16 protein-coding genes and 1 tRNA gene are annotated in these 18,630 nt (G+C 70.0%); 1 reads left to right on the top strand and 16 read right to left on the bottom strand.

The annotated features are described in order from the left end of the window. Positions 1-246: 246 nt before the first annotated feature. From ACZ5U5_RS36035 to ACZ5U5_RS35960, 16 genes are all read right to left on the bottom strand, one after another. Positions 247-1,569, bottom strand: a complete 1,323-nt coding sequence (locus tag ACZ5U5_RS36035) for an MraY family glycosyltransferase (RefSeq protein WP_469030410.1) — start codon at positions 1,567-1,569, stop codon at positions 247-249. Positions 1,570-1,699: 130 nt separating this feature from the next. Then, positions 1,700-2,971: a serine hydroxymethyltransferase gene (locus ACZ5U5_RS36030; protein ID WP_469030407.1), complete on the bottom strand. Its 1,272-nt coding sequence runs from the start codon at positions 2,969-2,971 to the stop codon at positions 1,700-1,702. A 108-nt stretch (positions 2,972-3,079) separates the two neighbouring features. Then, a complete protein-coding gene (locus ACZ5U5_RS36025) occupies positions 3,080-3,721 on the bottom strand; it encodes an arsenate reductase/protein-tyrosine-phosphatase family protein (protein ID WP_363209286.1) in 642 nt (213 codons plus the stop codon). Further along, positions 3,718-4,365, bottom strand: coding sequence for an L-threonylcarbamoyladenylate synthase (locus ACZ5U5_RS36020; protein ID WP_363209285.1), 648 nt, complete (start codon positions 4,363-4,365; stop codon positions 3,718-3,720). The genes ACZ5U5_RS36025 and ACZ5U5_RS36020 overlap by 4 nt, the downstream gene beginning before the upstream one ends. A 47-nt stretch (positions 4,366-4,412) precedes the next feature. Continuing rightward, positions 4,413-5,258, bottom strand: a complete 846-nt coding sequence (prmC, locus tag ACZ5U5_RS36015) for a peptide chain release factor N(5)-glutamine methyltransferase (RefSeq protein WP_160507228.1) — start codon at positions 5,256-5,258, stop codon at positions 4,413-4,415. A gap of 36 nt (positions 5,259-5,294) precedes the next feature. Continuing rightward, entirely contained in the window at positions 5,295-6,371 is a 1,077-nt protein-coding gene (gene prfA, locus ACZ5U5_RS36010) for a peptide chain release factor 1 (protein ID WP_365820548.1), read from the bottom strand. Between the two features lie 135 nt (positions 6,372-6,506). Next, positions 6,507-6,725 (bottom strand): 50S ribosomal protein L31, encoded by a 219-nt coding sequence (gene rpmE / locus ACZ5U5_RS36005; protein ID WP_367044975.1) that lies wholly within the window; start codon positions 6,723-6,725, stop codon positions 6,507-6,509. Between the two features lie 160 nt (positions 6,726-6,885). Beyond that, on the bottom strand, positions 6,886-8,010 hold the full coding sequence (locus tag ACZ5U5_RS36000; RefSeq protein WP_469030401.1) for an LCP family protein: 1,125 nt from the start codon (positions 8,008-8,010) through the stop codon (positions 6,886-6,888). Positions 8,011-8,338: 328 nt separating this feature from the next. After that, a complete protein-coding gene (gene rho, locus ACZ5U5_RS35995; protein ID WP_469030399.1) occupies positions 8,339-10,393 on the bottom strand; it encodes a transcription termination factor Rho in 2,055 nt (684 codons plus the stop codon). A 372-nt stretch (positions 10,394-10,765) separates the two neighbouring features. Next, on the bottom strand, positions 10,766-11,683 hold the full coding sequence (gene thrB, locus ACZ5U5_RS35990; RefSeq protein ID WP_469030397.1) for a homoserine kinase: 918 nt from the start codon (positions 11,681-11,683) through the stop codon (positions 10,766-10,768). 288 nt (positions 11,684-11,971) lie between these two features. After that, positions 11,972-13,030 (bottom strand): threonine synthase, encoded by a 1,059-nt coding sequence (thrC, locus tag ACZ5U5_RS35985; protein WP_383269386.1) that lies wholly within the window; start codon positions 13,028-13,030, stop codon positions 11,972-11,974. 6 nt (positions 13,031-13,036) lie between these two features. Continuing rightward, on the bottom strand, positions 13,037-14,329 hold the full coding sequence (locus ACZ5U5_RS35980; protein WP_469030393.1) for a homoserine dehydrogenase: 1,293 nt from the start codon (positions 14,327-14,329) through the stop codon (positions 13,037-13,039). Between the two features lie 159 nt (positions 14,330-14,488). After that, positions 14,489-15,880 carry a diaminopimelate decarboxylase gene (gene lysA, locus ACZ5U5_RS35975; RefSeq protein ID WP_469030390.1) on the bottom strand — a complete coding sequence of 464 codons (1,392 nt, stop codon included), beginning with the start codon at positions 15,878-15,880 and terminating at the stop codon, positions 14,489-14,491. Next, positions 15,877-15,999: a hypothetical protein gene (locus ACZ5U5_RS35970; protein ID WP_469030387.1), complete on the bottom strand. Its 123-nt coding sequence runs from the start codon at positions 15,997-15,999 to the stop codon at positions 15,877-15,879. Before ACZ5U5_RS35970 ends, lysA begins: the two co-directional genes overlap by 4 nt. Positions 16,000-16,019: 20 nt before the next feature. After that, on the bottom strand, positions 16,020-17,129 hold the full coding sequence (nrtL, locus tag ACZ5U5_RS35965; protein WP_469030384.1) for an ArgS-related anticodon-binding protein NrtL: 1,110 nt from the start codon (positions 17,127-17,129) through the stop codon (positions 16,020-16,022). Between the two features lie 588 nt (positions 17,130-17,717). Continuing rightward, entirely contained in the window at positions 17,718-18,236 is a 519-nt protein-coding gene (locus ACZ5U5_RS35960) for a response regulator (protein WP_469030381.1), read from the bottom strand. A gap of 165 nt (positions 18,237-18,401) precedes the next feature. On the opposite strand from ACZ5U5_RS35960, the gene ACZ5U5_RS35955 reads away from it, so the two are divergent. Next, positions 18,402-18,473, top strand: a tRNA-Arg gene (locus ACZ5U5_RS35955). Positions 18,474-18,630: the final 157 nt, after the last annotated feature.

The raw sequence follows: 18,630 nt of genomic DNA, 5'->3' as shown, positions 1-18,630 counted from the left end.
ACTGATGGGGGCAGGGTGTCGTCATGGACGAGCGTAGTCCGGGGGTCGAGAGTGTCCCTCGGGCCAATAGACCGTCGCACTACGGTCCTTCGGCTCTATCCCCTGGTTTCGTGAACGGTATCACAAACTATTTGATGAGGTCTTTACCTGCTAGGTGTGCTCGCCGTCACACATGAGAGTTAATCCGCGCGTATGTGCACGCGGCGCGGCGACTTGTCTGGTATTGGGCGAGTTTGCCGACCGCCGTCAGCGCGACGACTCGGCCTTGTGCCGGTCCTCGAAGTGCGAACGGGTGCCGACGGCCGTCGCTCCGTTGACGCCCGACTCGACCGGAGGACGGTCGTCCGTCGCCTCGTCCGCCGCATCCGTCCCGTCCGCGGCGGCGTCCGTCGCGCCCCCCTTGCGCCGCCGGTACCGCGGCGGCACGAAGGACTCCGCCCAGCGCGGGATGTGCGGCCTGAAGCGCGGCAGCATCAGCAGCACGAGGCCCACCGCGCTCAGGGCGACGATGACGAGCAGGATCCACATGCTGGCCGAGTGGACCGAGTACGCCACCGTGCCGAAGCCGATCAGCGCCGACCAGAAGTACATGATCAGCACCGCGCGGCTGTGGGAGTGGCCGATCTCCAGGAGACGGTGGTGCAGGTGCCCGCGGTCGGCGGCGAACGGCGACTTGCCGTTCCACGTGCGCCGCACGATCGCGAGGACCAGGTCGGCGAACGGGATCGCGATGATCGTCAGCGGCATCAGGAGCGGGATGAAGACCGGGAGCATCGCGTGCGTGGCATCGCGGGTGCCCCCGAAGTTCAGGCTCAGGGCGTCGCCGTCGATCTGACCCGTGGCGGAGATCGCGCCGGCCGCGAGCACCAGGCCGATCAGCATCGAGCCCGAGTCCCCCATGAAGATCCGGGCGGGATGCAGGTTGTGCGGCAGGAAACCCAGGCACATGCCCATCAGGATCGCGGCGAAGAGCGTGGCGGGGGCCGCGGCCTCGATGCCGTAGCCGTACCAGATGCGGTAGGCGTAGAGGAAGAACGCCGTGGCCGCGATGCAGACCATGCCCGCGGCGAGGCCGTCCAGGCCGTCCACGAAGTTCACGGCGTTGATCGTGATGACGACGAGCGCGACCGTCAGGAGCGTGCCCTGGCCCTGGTCGAGGAGGACCATGCCGTAGCCCGGGACCGGGATCCACAGGATCGTCAGGCCCTGCAGGACCATGACACCGGCGGCGATCATCTGGCCGCCCAGCTTGATCAGGGCGTCGATCTCGAACTTGTCGTCCAGGACACCGATCAGCCAGATCAGTGCGGCGCCGGAGAGCAGCGCGCGCGGTTCGTTGGACCGCTCGAAGACGTCGTTCAGATTCGGCAGGTGGTCGGCGACGAGGAGTCCGGCGCACAACCCGAAGAACATCGCGATACCGCCGAGCCGGGGCGTTGGCTCCCGGTGCACGTCGCGGGCGCGGATCTCCGGCATGGCGCCGGCCACGATCGCGAACTTCCGCACCGGGCCGGTCAGCAGGTAAGTGACCGCGGCCGTGATGCAGAGCGTCAGCAGGTATTCACGCACGGGCTTCCCCACAGGTATCGCTGGCCATCTCAGCCCCACACCCTAGCTCTGCGTGCATATGGTGGGGGACTTCCGGGTAGCGACGATGGTTGCACGAGTACGCGCCTTCCCCTGACGCCGCTACCCCGACCTAGGCCGTATACGGCGGAAATCTGCCCACCAGTTCCCGCACGTCCTCTCGTACTTTCGAGTCGTTCGCCTCCTTGGACGGGTCACGCACCGCATCGGCGAAGAGGCGGGCGATGTGCACCATCTCCGCGTCGCGCATGCCCTGTGTGGTGACGGCCGCGGTGCCGAGGCGCAGGCCTCGTCCATCGGCGTAGGGCAGGGCGCAGGTGTCGAGGACGAGGCCGTGGGCGGCGAGTCTGCCGCGGGCGGTGTGCGCGTCGACGCCCAGGGGCGCGGGGTCGGCCAGGATCAGGTGCGTGTCCGTTCCGCCGGTGGTGATCGCGCAGCCCGCGGCGGCAAGGGCCTGGGCGAGGGTGCGTGCGTTGGCGATGACCTGGTGGGCGTACGCGGTGAAGGACGGGGTTTCCGCCTCGCCGAACGCGACGGCCTTGGCGGCGATCGTGTGCATCTGGGCGCCGCCCTGCGTGAAGGGGAACACCGCCCGGTCGATGCGTGACGCGAGCTCGGAGCCGCAGAGGATCAGGCCGCCGCGCGGGCCGCGGAGCACCTTGTGGGTCGTGGCGCAGACGACGTCGGCGTACGGCACGGGGCTGGGGGCCGCTCCCCCGGCGATCAGGCCGATCGGGTGGGCGGCATCCGCGATGAGGTATGCGCCGACGTCGTCGGCGATGTCGCGGAACGCCGCGTAGTCGATGTGCCGGGGGTAGGCGATGGAGCCGCAGACGATCGCCTTCGGCTGGTGCGCGCGGGCCAGGGCGTGGACCTCGTCGTAGTCGATGAGGCCGCTCTCCGCGTCGACGCCGTATCCCACGAAGTCGAACCAGCGGCCCGAGAAGTTCGCGGGCGAGCCGTGCGTGAGGTGTCCGCCGTACGGCAGGCCCATGGCGAGGACGGTGTCACCGGGGCGCAGCAGCGCGGCGTACGCGGCGAGGACCGCGGAGGAGCCGGAGTGCGGCTGCACATTGGCGTGCTCGGCGCCGAAGAGTGCCTTGGCGCGGTCGACGGCGATGCGCTCGGCGACGTCCACCAGCTCGCAGCCGCCGTGGTGACGGGCGCCGGGGTATCCCTCGGCGTACTTGTTGGCGAGCGGTGAGCCCAGCGCGGCGAGCACCGCCGGCGAGGTGAAGTTCTCCGCGGCGATGAGCTGGAGGCCGGACGCCTGCCGGTCCTGCTCGGCGAGGAGGACCTCCGCCATCTGGGGGTCCGCGCGGCGGAGCGCGTCGAAGTCAGCGGGGGCCGTCGGGGCGGCGGTGGGTGCGGTGCTGACCGGCATCTTGGGCTCCGGGCCTCGCGAGGGGTGCGGGTCCCTCCAATGTAGGCCCGCCACACGGTGCCCGCGCGGCGTCGGCCCGATCTCTCGGGGCGATGCGAAGAGAAAGGTTTACGCCTTCGCCCGCACGCCCGTCAGCGCCGTCACCACCGGGTCGAGCGCCTCGTTGATCTCGTCGCCCACCGAGCGGAAGAACGGCAGCGGCGCCCCGTAGGGGTCGTACACCTCGTCCGCCTCGGCCGTGGGCGCCAGGAGCCAGCCCCGCAGCGCCGCCGCGGCCCGCACGAGGGCCCTGGCCCGCTCCACCACTCCCCCGTCGGGGTGCGGCAGCGTCGCCGGGTCTATGGCCCGCACGAGCCGCGTGAACTCCTTGAGCGTGAACGTACGGAGCCCCGCGGAGTGGCCCATCGAGATGACCTGCGCCCGGTGGTCCCGGGTGGCCGTCAGGACGAGGTCGGCGCGGATGACGTGCTCGTCGAGGAGCTCGCGCCCCTTGAAGCCGGAGGCGTCCGCGCCGAAGTCGGCGAGCACCGCCTCGGCGTTGGTCTCCATGGGGGCGCCCTCGTGCCCCCACGTGCCCGCGCTCTCCACGATCAGGCCGCCGGTGAAGGGATCACCCAGGCGGTCGGCCAGGGCATGCCTGGTCAGCCGCTCAGTGATCGGCGAGCGGCACACATTGCCGGTGCTGACGTGGAGGATGCGGAACGAATCGGGATAAGCCGCTATGCCACGCCCCGTCTCAGGGGCTGTCAATTCGCCACCTCGAGGTCGGGTACCACCTTGCGGAGCTCCTCCGCGGTCAGGGCGCCCGCACGCAGCAGTACCGGAACCTGCCCGGTGACGTCCACGATCGAGGAGGGGACGATGCCCGGCGTCGGGCCGCCGTCCAGGTACACGGAGACGGAGTCGCCGAGCATCTCCTGCGCGGCGTCGCAGTCCTCGGGGGACGGGTGTCCCGTGAGGTTCGCCGAGGAGACCGCCATGGGGCCGACCTCGGTGAGCAGTTCGATGGCGACGGGGTGCAGCGGCATCCGGATCGCGACGGTCCCACGGGTGTCCCCGAGGTCCCACTGGAGCGACGGCTGCTGCTTGGCGACCAGGGTCAGGGCCCCGGGCCAGAAGGCGTCGACGAGTTCCCAGGCCGACTCGGAGAAGTCGGTGACCAGGCCGTGCAGCGTGTTCGGGGAGCCGATGAGGACGGGCGTGGGCATGTTGCGGCCACGGCCCTTGGCGTCGAGCAGGTCGGCGCACGCCTCCGGCGTGAAGGCGTCGGCACCGATGCCGTAGACGGTGTCGGTGGGCAGGACGACCAGCTCGCCACGGCGGACGGCCGACGCGGCCTCGCGCAGACCGGTCGTACGGTCGGTAGCGTCGTTGGTGTCGTATCGCCGTGCCATCTAGCGGGCCTCCTCGTACACGTACTGCTGGCTTGAAGTGGTGGGGCTCACGGCATCGCCTTGCGGGCGGTCGCGAACCTCGGCCTGTTGTTGAGGTCGGGGTGGTCGGCCGCGTCGGCCCAGCCCCGCTCCTCGGTGAAGATCCACGGCACCTGGCCGCCCTGGGTGTCAGCGTGCTCGATGACGACGACGCCACCGGGCCGCAGGAGGCGGTGGGCGGTGCGCTCGATGCCGCGGATCAGGTCGAGGCCGTCCTCGCCGGAGAACAGGGACAGCTCGGGGTCGTAGTCGCGGGCTTCCGGAGCGACGTACTCCCACTCGGTGAGCGGGATGTACGGCGGGTTCGAGATGAGGAGGTCGACCTGGCCTTCCAGCTCCGGAAGGGCGTCACGCGCGTCGCCCTGGGAGAGCTTGACCCTGGACCCCTCGACGTTCTTCCGTGTCCACTTCAGGGCGTCCTCGGAGAGCTCCACGGCGTGTACGCGCGAGCGCGGGACCTCCTGTGCCATGGCCAGGGCGATGGCCCCTGACCCCGTGCAGAGGTCGACGATGAGCGGCTCGACGACGTCCATCGCACGCACGGCGTCTATGGCCCACCCCACGACGGACTCGGTCTCGGGCCGCGGCACGAAGACGCCGGGCCCGACCTGAAGTTCGAGGTAGCGGAAGAACGCGCGCCCGGTGATGTGCTGGAGCGGCTCGCGGGCCTCACGGCGCGCGATCGTCTCCCAGTAGCGGGCGTCGAAGTCCGAGTCCTTGACGGAGTGCAGCTCGCCCCGCTTCACGCCGTGCACGAAGGCCGCGAGCTCCTCCGCGTCGTTGCGCGGCGAGGGCACGCCGGCGTCGGCCAGCCGCTGGGTGGCCTGAGCCACTTCCGCGAGCAGCAGGTTCACGCTGGTCCTCCGGGGGGCAGTGCGGTTGTCGGGTGCTTACGCGGCCGCGAGCTTGGCTGCGGAGTCCGCGTCGACGCAGGCCTGGATGACCGCGTCGAGGTCTCCGTCGAGCACCTGGTCCAAGTTGTACGCCTTGAAGCCGACGCGGTGGTCCGAGATCCGGTTTTCCGGGAAGTTGTACGTGCGGATCTTCTCGGAGCGGTCAACGGTGCGGACCTGGCTGCGGCGGGCGTCCGCGGCCTTGCTCTCCGCTTCCTCCTGCGCCGCGGCAAGGAGCCTGGAGCGCAGAATACGCATCGCCTGCTCCTTGTTCTGCAGCTGGCTCTTCTCGTTCTGGCAGGAGGCCACGACGCCGGTGGGCAGGTGTGTGATGCGCACCGCGGAGTCGGTCGTGTTGACGGACTGGCCGCCGGGACCCGACGAGCGGTAGACGTCGATGCGCAGGTCGTTCGCGTGGATCTCGACGTCGACCTCCTCGGCCTCCGGCGTCACCAGGACGCCGGCCGCGGAGGTGTGGATCCGGCCCTGGGACTCGGTGGAGGGCACCCGCTGCACGCGGTGCACGCCGCCCTCGTACTTCAGCCGCGCCCAAACGCCCTGGCCGGGCTCGGTCGCGCCGTTGCCGCCCTTGGTCTTCACCGCGACCTGGACGTCCTTGTAACCGCCGAGCTCGGACTCGGTGGCGTCGATGATCTCGGTCTTCCAGCCCACGCGCTCCGCGTACCGCAGATACATGCGCAGCAGGTCACCGGCGAAGAGCGCCGACTCGTCGCCGCCCGCGCCCGCCTTGACCTCGAGGATGACGTCCTTGTCGTCGCTGGGGTCGCGGGGCACCAGGAGAAGCCGCAGCTTCTCGGTGATCTCCTCGCGCTGCTTGTCCAGCTCCTTGACCTCCGCGGCGAACTCCGGGTCCTCCGCGGCCAGTTCACGGGCCGTCGCGATGTCGTCGCCGGTCTGCTTCCAGGCGCGGTACGTCGAGACGATCGGGGTCAGCTCGGCGTAGCGCTTGTTGAGCTTGCGCGCGTTGGCCTGGTCGGCGTGGACCGAGGGGTCCGCGAGCTTCGTCTCCAGATCGGCGTGCTCGCCGATCAGTTCCTCGACCGCCTCGAACATCGGGGTCTCCTGAGTTTTCTACGCGAAGGTACTGCGCAAGGGTTCTACGCGAAGGTGGCTGCTGCGATCAGACGGCAAAGCGCCGGTCCCAACCGCCCCCTCCCGGGGGCGGCCGAAGACCGGCGCAGTGGCTCGCTACTTGTTGGCTGCAGCCTTGCCGAAGCGGGCCTCGAAGCGGGCCACGCGGCCACCGGTGTCGAGGATCTTCTGCTTGCCCGTGTAGAACGGGTGGCACTCGGAGCAGACCTCGGCACGGACGCGGCCGCTGGAGATCGTGCTGCGGGTGGTGAACTCCGCGCCGCAGGTGCAGCTGACCTGGGTCTCGAAGTACTCGGGGTGGATGTCGCGCTTCAAGGTGTCTCCTAGTTTCGGGAGGGCGCCGGGTCGTACGCGCGGATTGCTCGTACGTGAACCGGGGCCGACGTACCAGTCTGCCAGGACGGGTCGCATCTGCCCAAACCGGGGTGGGTTCTGTTCTATTCCCGGCGGGCTGTGCGGCGGACCGAGATCGCCGTCAGTTGCTGGTCACCACGTCGCTCGCGTCGCCCTTGTCGCCCGCGGACTTCTCGGTGGCGGACTTGGGGATGGGCTTGTCGGCCTTGAGCGCGTCCCAGACCTGCTGGTCGGCCTTCTCCAGGGGCAGGACGCGGTTGGGGTCCGCCGGGTCGTACTGGATGGGCATCGTGACCATCTTCATGTCGCCCGCGCCGATGCCCTTGAGTCCGTCCGCGAAGCCCGCGAGGCTCTTGACGTCGTTCAGCTCGGAGTCGGTCGTGATGGCGCTGGTCGCGTCGTTCGCCAGGTCGTAGAGCTTCTTGGGGTTGCTGAAGACGCCGACGTCCTTGACCTGGTTGATCAGGGCCTTGATGAAGGCCTGCTGCAGCTGGATGCGGCCGAGGTCGCTGCCGTCGCCGACGCCGTGCCGGGTACGGACGAGGCCGAGGGCCTGCTCGCCGGTGAGCTGGTGCTTGCCGGCCTTGAGGTTCAGATGGCTGTCCTTGTCACGGATGGCCTTCTTGGTGGTGATCTCGACGCCGCCGAGGGTGTTGATGAGCTTCTTGAAGCCGGAGAAGTCCACTTCGACGTAGTGGTCCATCCGGATGCCGGACATCTTCTCCACGGTCTTGACGGCACAGGCGGGGCCACCGACCTCGTACGCCGTGTTGAACATCTGCCGCTGTCCGCCCGGGTCCGTCTCGCCGTCGTCCGTCTTGCACTCGGGGCGGGATATGAGCGTGTCGCGGGGTATGGAGACGACGCTGGCCGTCTTGTGGCCCTTGTTCACGTGCACGACCATCGCCGTGTCCGAGCGGGCTGCGCCCTCGTCCTTGCCGTACTTGGCGTTGTCGCCGGAGCGGGAGTCGGAGCCGAGGACGAGGATGTCCTGCGAGCCGTTGTCGACGTTCTTGGGGCGGTCGGTGCCGAGCGCCTGGTTGATGTCGACGCCCTTGATGTTGCCGTTGAGCTTGAAGTACACGAAGCCGAGGCCCGTACCGCCGAGGACGACCACCGATGCCGCGGTCCACGCGGTGACAACGAGGACCTTGCTGCGCTTCTCGCGCGGCTTGCGACGCCGACCGCCGCCGCCTCGGGCGCGCTTCGGTGCCGTATCCGCCGCGGGTGCGCTCTCGTCGGTCATGTGCTCCTCAGTCCTCGTCGGGTCGGTTACCCCCTGCTTTCAGGGTCAGGCGTGGTCTGGCGTCACTGGTCAGACGTGCAAACCGAAAGAAGGGTTGCACAGCGCTTTGTGAGCGCCCCGGCGCGCACTTGTGACGCATCGTGCACTCCTCCCCCACCCTTTTGGCCTCTCACCTGCGGTTTCTCCCGCCGCGGGGCTACTGCCCGTGACCATAAGGATCTCTTAGTCCTGTGGCCAAGGTCATTCCCCGCCCTTCGCGCGCCCCCACAACGCGAAAGGGCCGCCCCCGTCGGATGACGGGGGCGGCCCTTTCGCGATGCCGCGGTGACTAGTCGTTGCCGTTGCCCGGCGTCGGGGTCGTCTTCGCGATCTGCATGAGGAACTCGGCGTTCGACTTCGTCTGCTTCATCTTGTCGAGAAGCAGCTCGATGGCCTGCTGCGAGTCGAGCGCGTGCAGCACCCGGCGCAGCTTCCAGACGATCGCCAGCTCTTCGCTGTTGAGCAGGATCTCTTCCTTGCGGGTGGAGGACGCGTCGACGTCCACCGCCGGGAAGATGCGCTTGTCGGAGAGCTTCCGGTCGAGCTTGAGCTCCATGTTGCCGGTGCCCTTGAACTCCTCGAAGATCACCTCGTCCATGCGCGAACCGGTGTCGACGAGCGCGGTGGCGAGGATGGTCAGCGAGCCGCCGTCCTCGATGTTGCGCGCGGCACCGAAGAAGCGCTTCGGCGGGTAGAGCGCGGTCGAGTCGACACCACCGGACAGGATGCGGCCGGAGGCCGGGGCCGCCAGGTTGTACGCACGGCCCAGGCGGGTGATCGAGTCGAGCAGCACGACCACGTCGTGACCCAGCTCCACGAGACGCTTGGCGCGCTCGATGGCCAGCTCGGCGACCGTGGTGTGGTCCTCGGCCGGACGGTCGAAGGTCGAGGAGATGACCTCGCCCTTCACCGACCGCTGCATGTCGGTGACCTCTTCCGGACGCTCGTCGACCAGGACGACCATCAGGTGGCACTCGGGGCTGTTGACGGTGATCGCGTTGGCGACCGCCTGCAGGATCATGGTCTTGCCGGTCTTCGGCGGGGCCACGATCAGGCCTCGCTGGCCCTTTCCGATCGGTGCGACGAGGTCGATGATGCGGGTCGTCAGCACGCCCGGGTCGGTCTCCAGACGGAGCCTGTCCTGCGGGTAAAGGGGCGTCAGCTTGTTGAACTCCGGGCGCCCGCGCCCGGATTCGGCCGCCATGCCGTTCGCCGAGTCGAGGCGGACGAGCGCGTTGAACTTCTCGCGGCGCTCGCCGTCCTTGGGCTGGCGGACGGCGCCGGTGACGTGGTCACCCTTGCGCAGACCGTTCTTGCGGACCTGGGCGAGCGACACGTACACGTCGTTCGGGCCCGGGAGGTAACCCGAGGTCCGGATGAACGCGTAGTTGTCGAGGATGTCCAGGATGCCCGCGACGGGGATCAGTACGTCGTCGTCGGCGACCTGCGGCTCGCTCGCGCCGCCGAACTCGTCGCGGCCACGACGGCCACGGCGGTCGCGGTAACGGCCGCGGCGGCCGCGACGGCCACCCGCCTCGTCGTCGAAGTCGTCCTGCGGTCCGTTGTCGCGCTGGTCCCGCTGCTGACGGTCCTGGCGGTCGCCGCGGTCCTGGCGGTCCTGACGGCCGCCGCCCTGCTGACGGTTGCCGCCCTGCTGCTCGTCGCCCTTGTTGCCACGGCGGTCGCGGTCGCGGCCACGGCCCTGGCGGTCACGGCGGTCACGGCGGCCGTCGGCGCTGTTGTCGCCGGAGCCGTCGCCCTTGGCCTCGGACGGCGCGTCCGTCTTGGCCTCGCTCTTGGCGTCGTTCTTCGGCTCGCTCTTCGCCTCGGCGGTGACCGTCTCGGGGCTGCCCGCGTCGGCGGTGGCACGGCGACGGCGGCGCTCGCCCTTGTCGGCACCCGCGGGCTGGCCCGGGATGTCGATCTGCTGCTGGGCGGCGTCATCGGCCTTGGCCGGCTGCTCGGCCTTGTCGGCCTTGCTCGCCTTGGTGGCCTTGTCGGCGCTCGCTGCGGTGTCCTCGCCCGTCCGGGCCTTCGAGGTGGCGCGGCGCTTGGGCTTCGTCTCGGTGTCCGCGGACGAAGCGGGCGCGGCGCTCTTCGCGGGGGCACCGCCCCCGGCCTGCGCCTCCTTGATGACCTCGATCAGCTGGCTCTTGCGCATGCGCGCGGTGCCCTTGATACCGAGGCCGGATGCGACCTGCTGCAGTTCCGCCAGCACCATGCCATCGAGGCCGGTGCCGCGGCGCCGCCGGGACCCGGCCGAAGCACCGGTGGCAGGCGCCGCAGAGGCGTCCGTGGCGGGCGTGTCGGCAGTCACGCCCATCAGATCGGTGGTGTCGCTCACGAAGGGTCCTTCCCTGGAGCGGACGTCGGCCTGTCTGGCTCGGCGACCGGTTGTGCTGTCCGGAGGTCCTTTGGTGTGTGGACCGTGCCGGGGCGGTGGTCCGCCAACGCGCGGCGGAAGAATTCACTGGTGATGGCGATTCCCGGTGAGGTGTCACTGAGGTGCGGTGTCACTCGGCTCGGTCACGCCGGTTCCGGAGCGTGCTCGGCACCGCTCAATGCGAGGCACAGAGCAGTTTGGGAGGCTCCCGGAAGGATGGATGTCCCGGACGGGGACACGAAGCACCTCGCCATGGTGGGGTCGGGTGCAGACTTGAGGTTAACACTACCGGATCCAACAAACATTCCCCCTCTTCTAACCGGCTAACGGGTGTCAGGGCGCAAGCGGCAACACGCTCGCGCCGGACGCGTCGAGCGCCAGGCGGTTGGCCGCCCAGCCTTCGCCGGCAAGGCGTGCGACCTTGTCCGCCGCACTCTCGTCGGCCAGCGCGAGGACCGTGGGTCCCGCGCCGGAGATCATCGCCGGGACGCCGTCCGCGCGCAGGCGCTCGACCAGGGCGGCGCTCTCGGGCATGGCGGGCGCGCGGTAGTCCTGGTGGAGCCGGTCCTCGGTCGCGGGGAGCAGCAGCTCGGGGCGCCTGGTCAGGGCCTCTACGAGCAGCGCGGCCCGGCCCGCGTTGGCGGCCGCGTCGACATGCGGGACGGTGCGCGGGAGCAGTCCGCGCGCGGTTTCGGTGAGGACGGGCTTTCCGGGGACGAAGACCACCGGAACGACGGAATCCGCAGGCTCCATACGGATCGCCCGTGCCGCTCCCCCGTCCATCCAGGAGAGCGTGAAGCCGCCGAGCAGACAGGCGGCGACGTTGTCGGGGTGGCCCTCGATCTCGGTGGCGAGCTCGAGCAGGGCGTTGTCGTCGAGCCGGGCGTCACCGCCTATCGTCACGGCGCGCGCGGCGACGATGCCCGCGCAGATGGCGGCGGACGAGGAGCCGAGGCCCCGGCCGTGCGGAATGCGGTTGGCGCAGACGATTTCCAGCCCGCGCGGCTGTCCGCCGAGCAGGTCGAAGGCGGTGCGCAGGGAACGCACCAGCAGATGCGACTCGTCGCGTGGGAGCGTCTCGCCGCCCTCACCTGCGATGTCGATGTTCAGTCCGGTGTCGGCCACCCGCACGACGACGTCGTCGTACAGACCCAGCGACAGGCCGAGGGCGTCGAAGCCCGGGCCGAGGTTGGCGCTGGTGGCGGGGACGCGCACCCGGACGGCGGCGGCGCGGAACGCGGGACCGGCCATCGCTCGATGACTCTCCTTGAGCTGCGATCTTTTGAGGACTTGCCACGTGATGAGGCACTACCCGAAGGCCGCTCTGCGGCAGCACCGCGGCATATGCGGCGGGGCGGGTTCGGTACAGCCTATCGAAGGAAGGTTCTGTGGCGACATAGGGCGCACAGGAGGCGCACGATGCGTGTCGTAAGCCCCCTGTGCACCCCCTATGCGGAGTTGCGGGTTTTCCAGGCGGTTATGCCCGCCGTACTGCTGTGTGTATCCCGGACCGGCATGGCTATGCCATGCCGGAGACCGTTACGCCAGTCCGAGACGCTCGGCCGCGGCGGCCGAGTCGACCGGCACCGTGACCGGCTGCGGTGCGCCGGCGACGGCCCAGTCCGGGTCCTTGAGGCCGTTGCCGGTGACGGTGCAGACGATGCGCTGCCCCTTGTCGACCTTGCCCTGCTCGGCCGCCTTCAGCAGACCGGCGACGGAAGCGGCCGACGCCGGCTCGACGAAGACACCCTCCTGGGACGCCAACAGCTTGTAGGCGCGCAGGATCTCACGGTCCGTCACCTCGTCGATGAAACCGTCCGACTCGTCGCGCGCGTCGAGGGCGTACTGCCACGACGCGGGGTTGCCGATGCGAATCGCGGTGGCGATGGTCGACGGGTCCTTGACGATCTCGCCGCGCACGATGGGCGCGGAACCGGAGGCCTGGAAGCCCCACATTCGAGGAGTGCGCGTCGAGATCGAGTCGGCGGCGTACTCCTTGTAGCCCTTCCAGTAGGCCGTGATGTTGCCCGCGTTGCCCACCGGGAGCACGTGGATGTCGGGGGCGTCGCCGAGCGCGTCCACGATCTCGAACGCGCCCGTCTTCTGGCCCTCGATGCGGAACGGGTTGACCGAATTGACCAGCGCCACCGGGTAGTTCTCGGAGAGGGCGCGGGCGAGGTTCAGGCAGTCGTCGAAGTTGCCGTCGACCTGGAGGATCTTCGAGCCGTAGACGAGCGCCTGGCCCATCTTGCCGAGCGCGATCTTGCCCTGCGGCACGAGGACCGCGCAGACCATCCCGGCGCGTACGGCATAGGCGGCGGCCGAGGCCGACGTGTTGCCGGTGGAGGCGCAGATGACGGCCTTGGCGCCCTCCTCCTTGGCCTTCGTGATCGCCATCGTCATGCCGCGGTCCTTGAAGGACCCGGTCGGGTTGGCGCCCTCGACCTTGAGATGTACCTCGCAGCCCGTGCGCTCGGAGAGCACCTGCGCGGGCACGAGCGGCGTGCCGCCCTCGCGGAGCGTCACGACCGGCGTCGTGTCGGAGACGGGAAGACGATCCCGGTACTCCTCGATGATTCCGCGCCATTGGTGGGTCATTGCTGCCTACTCCCCTTCAACCCGCATGATGCTGGCGACACCACGCACGGTGTCGAGATTCCGCAGCGCCTCGACGGTGCCGGTGAGGGCGGCGTCGGGCGCGCGGTGGGTGACGACGACGAGGGAGGCCTCGCCGTCCTTGCCCGTCTGACGGACCGTATCGATCGATACGCCGTGCTCGGCGAAGACCGTCGCGACCTGGGCGAGGACACCCGGCTTGTCGGCTACGTCGAGGCTGATGTGATAGCGCGTGACGACCTCGCCCATGGAACCCACGGGCAGCTGGGTGTACGCGGACTCGCCGGGCCCGGTGGACTCGCCGAGCTTGTTGCGGCAGACGGCGACGAGGTCGCCGAGAACCGCCGACGCGGTGGGAGCGCCGCCCGCGCCGGGCCCGTAGAACATGAGCTGACCGGCGGCCTCCGCTTCCACGAAGACGGCGTTGTACGCCTCGCGGACCGACGCCAGCGGATGGCTGAGCGGAATCATCGCGGGGTGCACGCGCGCGGTGACGGACCCGCCGTGGGCGGCCCGCTCGCAGATGGCGAGGAGCTTGATGGTGCAGCCCATGCGCTTCGCGGACGCGAAGTCGGCGGCGGTCACCTCGCTCATGCCCTCGCGGTAGACGTCGTCGAGACGCACGCGCGTGTGGAAGGCGATACCGGCGAGGATCGCGGCCTTGGCGGCGGCGTCGAACCCTTCGACATCGGCGGTCGGGTCGGCTTCCGCGTACCCGAGCGCGGTGGCCTCGTCGAGGGCTTCCTGATACCCGGCACCGGTGGTGTCCATGGCGTCGAGGATGAAGTTGGTGGTTCCGTTCACGATCCCCAGGACACGATTGACCTTGTCCCCGACCAGGGACTCGCGCAGCGGCCGGATGAGCGGAATGGCACCGGCGACGGCAGCCTCGTAGTAGAGATCCCGCCCGTGCTCCTCGGCGGCGGCGTGCAGCGCGGCGCCGTCCTGCGCGATGAGCGCCTTGTTGGCGGAGACGACGGACGCACCGTGCTCGAAAGCGGTGGTGATGAGGGTCTTGGCGGGCTCGATGCCCCCGATGACTTCCACCACGACATCAATGTCACCGCGTTTGACCAGGGCGGTCGCGTCGGTGGTGACCAGGGAAGGATCGATTCCCTCGCGCACCTTCGACGGCCGGCGCACGGCCACCCCGGCGAGTTCCACCGGGGCGCCGATCCTGGCCGTGAGGTCGTCGGCGTGCGTCGTCATGATGCGCGCCACCTCTGAGCCGACAACCCCACAGCCCAGCAGCGCCACCTTCAGCGGACGCGTACGCATCATCCGACCTCACTTCTCATACATCTACAGTGGGACCAGTCTCACCCACCGGATCGCGGTTTCTGTCCGCTGTCCGGACTGTGAGACATCTATTTCACTGGCCGATATTCGACGTTAACTCGTCGACCCGCGCCAGTCGCTGTTCTCGACGTTATCCCGTGCTCAGCCGACATCGAGACGCAGGAGATCCTCCTCCGTCTCGCGCCGGACGATGACCCGCGCCTCTCCGTCCCGAACGGCGACGACCGGCGGACGCAGGGCGTGGTTGTAGTTGCTCGCCATCGAGCGGCAGTACGCCCCGGTCGCGGGCACGGCGATCAGGTCACCCGGCGCGAGGTCCGCCGGAAGGAACGCGTCCTTCACCACGATGTCCCCGCTCTCGCAGTGCTTGCCGACGACGCGCACGAGCATGGGCTCGGCGTCGGACTCACGCGAGACGAGCGCGACGCTGTACTCGGCGTCGTAGAGAGCCGTACGGATGTTGTCGGACATGCCGCCGTCGACGGAGACGTACGTACGCAGTCCTTCGAGGGGCTTGACGGTGCCGACCTCGTAGAGGGTGAAGGCGGTGGGCCCGACGATGGCGCGACCGGGCTCGACGGAGATGCGCGGCGTCCGCAGATTGGCGGCCTCGCACTCACGCGTGACGATCTCGCTGAGCGCCTTGGCGATCTCGTGCGGCTCGCGGGGGTCGTCCTCGGATGTGTAGGCGATGCCGAGGCCGCCGCCGAGGTCGATCTCGGGAAGCTCGATGCCGTGCTCGTCCCGCACCTCGGCGAGCAACTGGACCACGCGCCGGGCACTGACCTCGAAGCCGGCCATGTCGAAGATCTGCGACCCGATGTGCGAGTGCACGCCGATGAGCTCGAGCCCATCCAGCCGCAGGGCCCTGCGCACGGCTTCGGCGGCCTGCCCCCCGGCGAGGGCGATGCCGAACTTCTGGTCCTCGTGCGCGGTGGCGATGAACTCGTGGGTGTGGGCCTCGACGCCGACGGTCACGCGGATCTGCACACGCTGACGTACGCCGAGCCGGTCGGCGATGTGAGCGACGCGCACGATCTCCTGGAAGGAGTCGAGCACGATGCGCCCGACACCGGTTTCGATCGCCCGCTCGATCTCGCCCTCGGTCTTGTTGTTGCCGTGGAAGGCGATGCGGTCGGCGGGCATGCCGGCGGCGAGGGCGGTGGCGAGCTCGCCGCCGCTGCAGACGTCGAGGTTGAGTCCCTCCTCGTGCAGCCACCTCACGATGGCGCGCGAGAGGAAGGCCTTCCCGGCGTAGAAGACGTCGGCGTCGGAGCCGAAGGCGCCGCGCCAGGCGTGGCAGCGGGCGCGGAAGTCGGCCTCGTCGAGGAAGTAGGCGGGGGTGCCGAACTCCTCGGCGAGCCGGGTCACCTCGATGCCGCCGACGGTGACGACACCGTCGGCGCTGCGCCCGACGGTCTGGGACCAGACCTTCGGGTCGAGGGAGTTCAGGTCGTCGGCCGGGGCGGTGTAGTGCCCTTCGGGCACTACGTCGGCGTGGCGGGGCCCGGCGGGGTGGGCGGAACGGCTCATGTCGCGGTCGTCTCTCTCACTTCGGTCACGTCGTGCACGTAGGGCGCGGCGGGCGCGGCGTCGATGTGTGGCGCGTCGTTGATGCGTGGCGCGTCGGCCGCTGCGTCGATGTCCGTCACGTCAGTCGCGTCTCTACGTGTCACAAGTACTCGGGGGCGCTGATGCCGAGCAGGGACAGGCCGCCTGCGAGCACCGTCCCGGCGGCTTCGGCGAGCGCGAGCCGGGCGCGGTGGGCGGCCAAGGGTTTCTCGTCACCGAGCGGCAGAACGTCAGGCTGAAAGGCGAGCAGGGCATCAGCGATGACGACGAGATGCCGGGCAAGCCGATCGGGCGCACGGTGCCGGGCGGCTGCGGCGAGGATGCGGGGATGGTCGACAAGGGCGTCGAGCAGCTCCCACGCCTCCGGCCCGGCTATGTCCCCGGGCTCGGAGGTGAAACCGAGGGCGGCGGCGTTGCGGGTGAGGGCACGGGCGCGGGAGTGGGCGTACCGCACACGGAACAGGGGATTGCTCGCACGCTGGACCAGGTGCTCGTCGCCGATACGGGGCCGATCGTGACCGGCGGGACTGAGCAGGGCCCAGCGGGCGGCGTCGGGGCCGAGGGGGGTGGGGCTGGTGGGGGCGGGGTGGGGCCGCAGGATTTCGGCATCCGCCGGGGGCTTCTCGCAGGCGTCGACGCGTACGCCGAGTTCGCCGGCGGCCATCCAGCTTGGGTCGGGGGCTTCGTCTTCGGGGCCTTCGTCGCAGGTGAGGCGGACGGGGACGCCCTGGGTGCGGAGGATGCGGCGGAGGGAGTCGGCGAGGACGGCGGCGCGGGGTTCGCGGGGGAAGTGGAGGGTGAGGGGGGTGACGGGGTCGGTGAGGACGTGGCCGTAGCGGGCGCCGTGATCGAGGACGTCACGCACGAGGGCGGCGCTGCCGTCGCTCCCCCGGCGGGGGGCGGGGGTGCCGCGATCGAGGGTGATGTTGAGGAACCCGGGCCCGGTGATGTCGATGGCCGCGATGCCGGGCTCCGTGGCGAGCCGCGGGGAGAGCACCTCGGCGACCTGCCGGGGCGAACGCCCTGCGGCGCGGGCGATCTGCAGGGCGACATTGGTGGCGTAATCCCCACACCCACCGGGACGGGGCCGCTCGACGAGAACCCGCAAGGGGGCACCGCCACTGAGCTCGCCGAGGCCACAGAGCTCGCCGTCATCGACGGCACGGCGCATGGCGCGCAGCACGGTGCGGGAGAGCTCGACGGGGGTCACGGGTCAAGCGTATGGGAGGAGGGGGGTGGGGACGCGACCTGGTTTCCCTGATGGTCCGGGATGTGGACGGGGGGTGGGCCGGAAGGCGGCGGCTGGGGCGGCTGCCCCGGGGGGGCGACGGCCCGGCGGGCGGTGACTGGCGCTGCTGCTGGGGGGCGCTGCCCGGCGGCACGCGACTGGGGCTGCTGGGCTGCTGCCCGGGGGGGCGACGACCCGGCGGGCGGTGACTGAGCCTGCTGCTGGGGAGGGCTGCCCGGCGACACGCGACTGGGGCTGCTGGGCTGCTGCCGGGGGGCGACGACCCGGCGGACGGTGACTGGCCCTGCTGCCGGGGAGCGCTGCCCGGCGACACGCGACTGGGGCTGCTGGGCTGCTGCCCGGGAGGGGCGACGGCCCGGCGGGCTCCGGCTAGGGCCACTGCTGGGGTGAACCGGCAGGACGCTGGGCCGAAGGCAGGCCGAAGACGGTGGGGGCAACGCGGGGCCAGGTTGAGAAGGTCAGCGGTCGGGCCAAGCCGGTCGGGTCCGCCGCCGAGCTGGCTGGGTCAGCCGATGGGCTGGCTCGGGTCCGCCGACGAACCGCTCGGGGTCAGCCGCCGGAGCGGCCGGCGCGCTCGGCTTCACCGGTGGCAGAGCCGAGCTCACCACCGAGTGCCCCACCGCCGTTCGCGGCCCCGCCGCGCCCGCCGCTCTCCATCAACTGCCTTACGATGCCGACCAGTTCGGAAGGTTCGAAGGGCTTGGCCAGGAAGGCGTCCACGCCGACTTCAAGCCCGCTCTCCACCTCGTACTGGGTGCAGGCGCTGACGATGACGACGGGCAGATCGCGGGTCCGCGGATCGGACCGCAGCCGAGCGGCGGTACGCAGCCCGTCGAGGCGGGGCATCACCACGTCGAGCGTGACGACATCGGGTCTGACCTGATCGACCACATCCAGGCATTCGGCACCATCAGCGGCGGTCACGACCTCGAAGCCCTCCAGCTCGAGGTTGACCCTGATCAGCTGCCGGATGACCTTGTTGTCGTCCACAACAAGCACGCGGCCTGACACGCCTGACACAACTCGAGAGTAGGTCCGTGCCCACCACCGCGTCCGGGTTTTCCCCACTTCCGCCCCGCACGGGGGATCGCACGGCGAAGCCGGGGGTGACCTCTGGGACACAGGGTGCGGATGCACCCGCCCTCACGGCCACGGAGTGCGGAAATACCTGTTCATGGGGAGCCGTTAGGAGCTGGTAGGGTTCTACACGTCGCCGCGCAAACCGGCCGACACGCCCCCGTAGCTCAGGGGATAGAGCAACGGCCTCCGGAGCCGTGTGCGCAGGTTCGAATCCTGCCGGGGGCACCTTGTAGTAGGTGCCCAAGACCCCGTCACCAGCGGAAACGCTGAGGCCGGGGTCTTCGCGTATGTGCTGGTGATGCCATATGGGGTGGGGTTGGGGTTGGGGCGATGAGTTTGGTTGTGGGGGGCGGTCTGTATTGGTGACCTGTTCGATCAGCCC

The sequence above is a fragment of the Streptomyces sp. NPDC033177 genome (assembly GCF_055577715.1).
Note: the sequence above shows the minus strand (reverse complement) of the source record. Positions and strands in the feature narration are given on the sequence as shown.

Excerpts from the sequence above, each read along its gene's own strand:
- ACZ5U5_RS36030 (WP_469030407.1), bottom strand. The coding sequence starts at position 2,971 with ATGCCGGTCAGCACCGCACCCACCGCCGCCCCGACGGCCCCCGCTGAC.
- ACZ5U5_RS36020 (WP_363209285.1), bottom strand. The coding sequence starts at position 4,365 with ATGGCACGGCGATACGACACCAACGACGCTACCGACCGTACGACCGGT.
- prfA (WP_365820548.1), bottom strand. The coding sequence starts at position 6,371 with ATGTTCGAGGCGGTCGAGGAACTGATCGGCGAGCACGCCGATCTGGAG.
- ACZ5U5_RS36000 (WP_469030401.1), bottom strand. The coding sequence starts at position 8,010 with ATGACCGACGAGAGCGCACCCGCGGCGGATACGGCACCGAAGCGCGCC.
- thrB (WP_469030397.1), bottom strand. The coding sequence starts at position 11,683 with ATGGCCGGTCCCGCGTTCCGCGCCGCCGCCGTCCGGGTGCGCGTCCCC.
- thrC (WP_383269386.1), bottom strand. The coding sequence starts at position 13,030 with ATGACCCACCAATGGCGCGGAATCATCGAGGAGTACCGGGATCGTCTT.
- ACZ5U5_RS35980 (WP_469030393.1), bottom strand. The coding sequence starts at position 14,329 with ATGATGCGTACGCGTCCGCTGAAGGTGGCGCTGCTGGGCTGTGGGGTT.
- lysA (WP_469030390.1), bottom strand. The coding sequence starts at position 15,880 with ATGAGCCGTTCCGCCCACCCCGCCGGGCCCCGCCACGCCGACGTAGTG.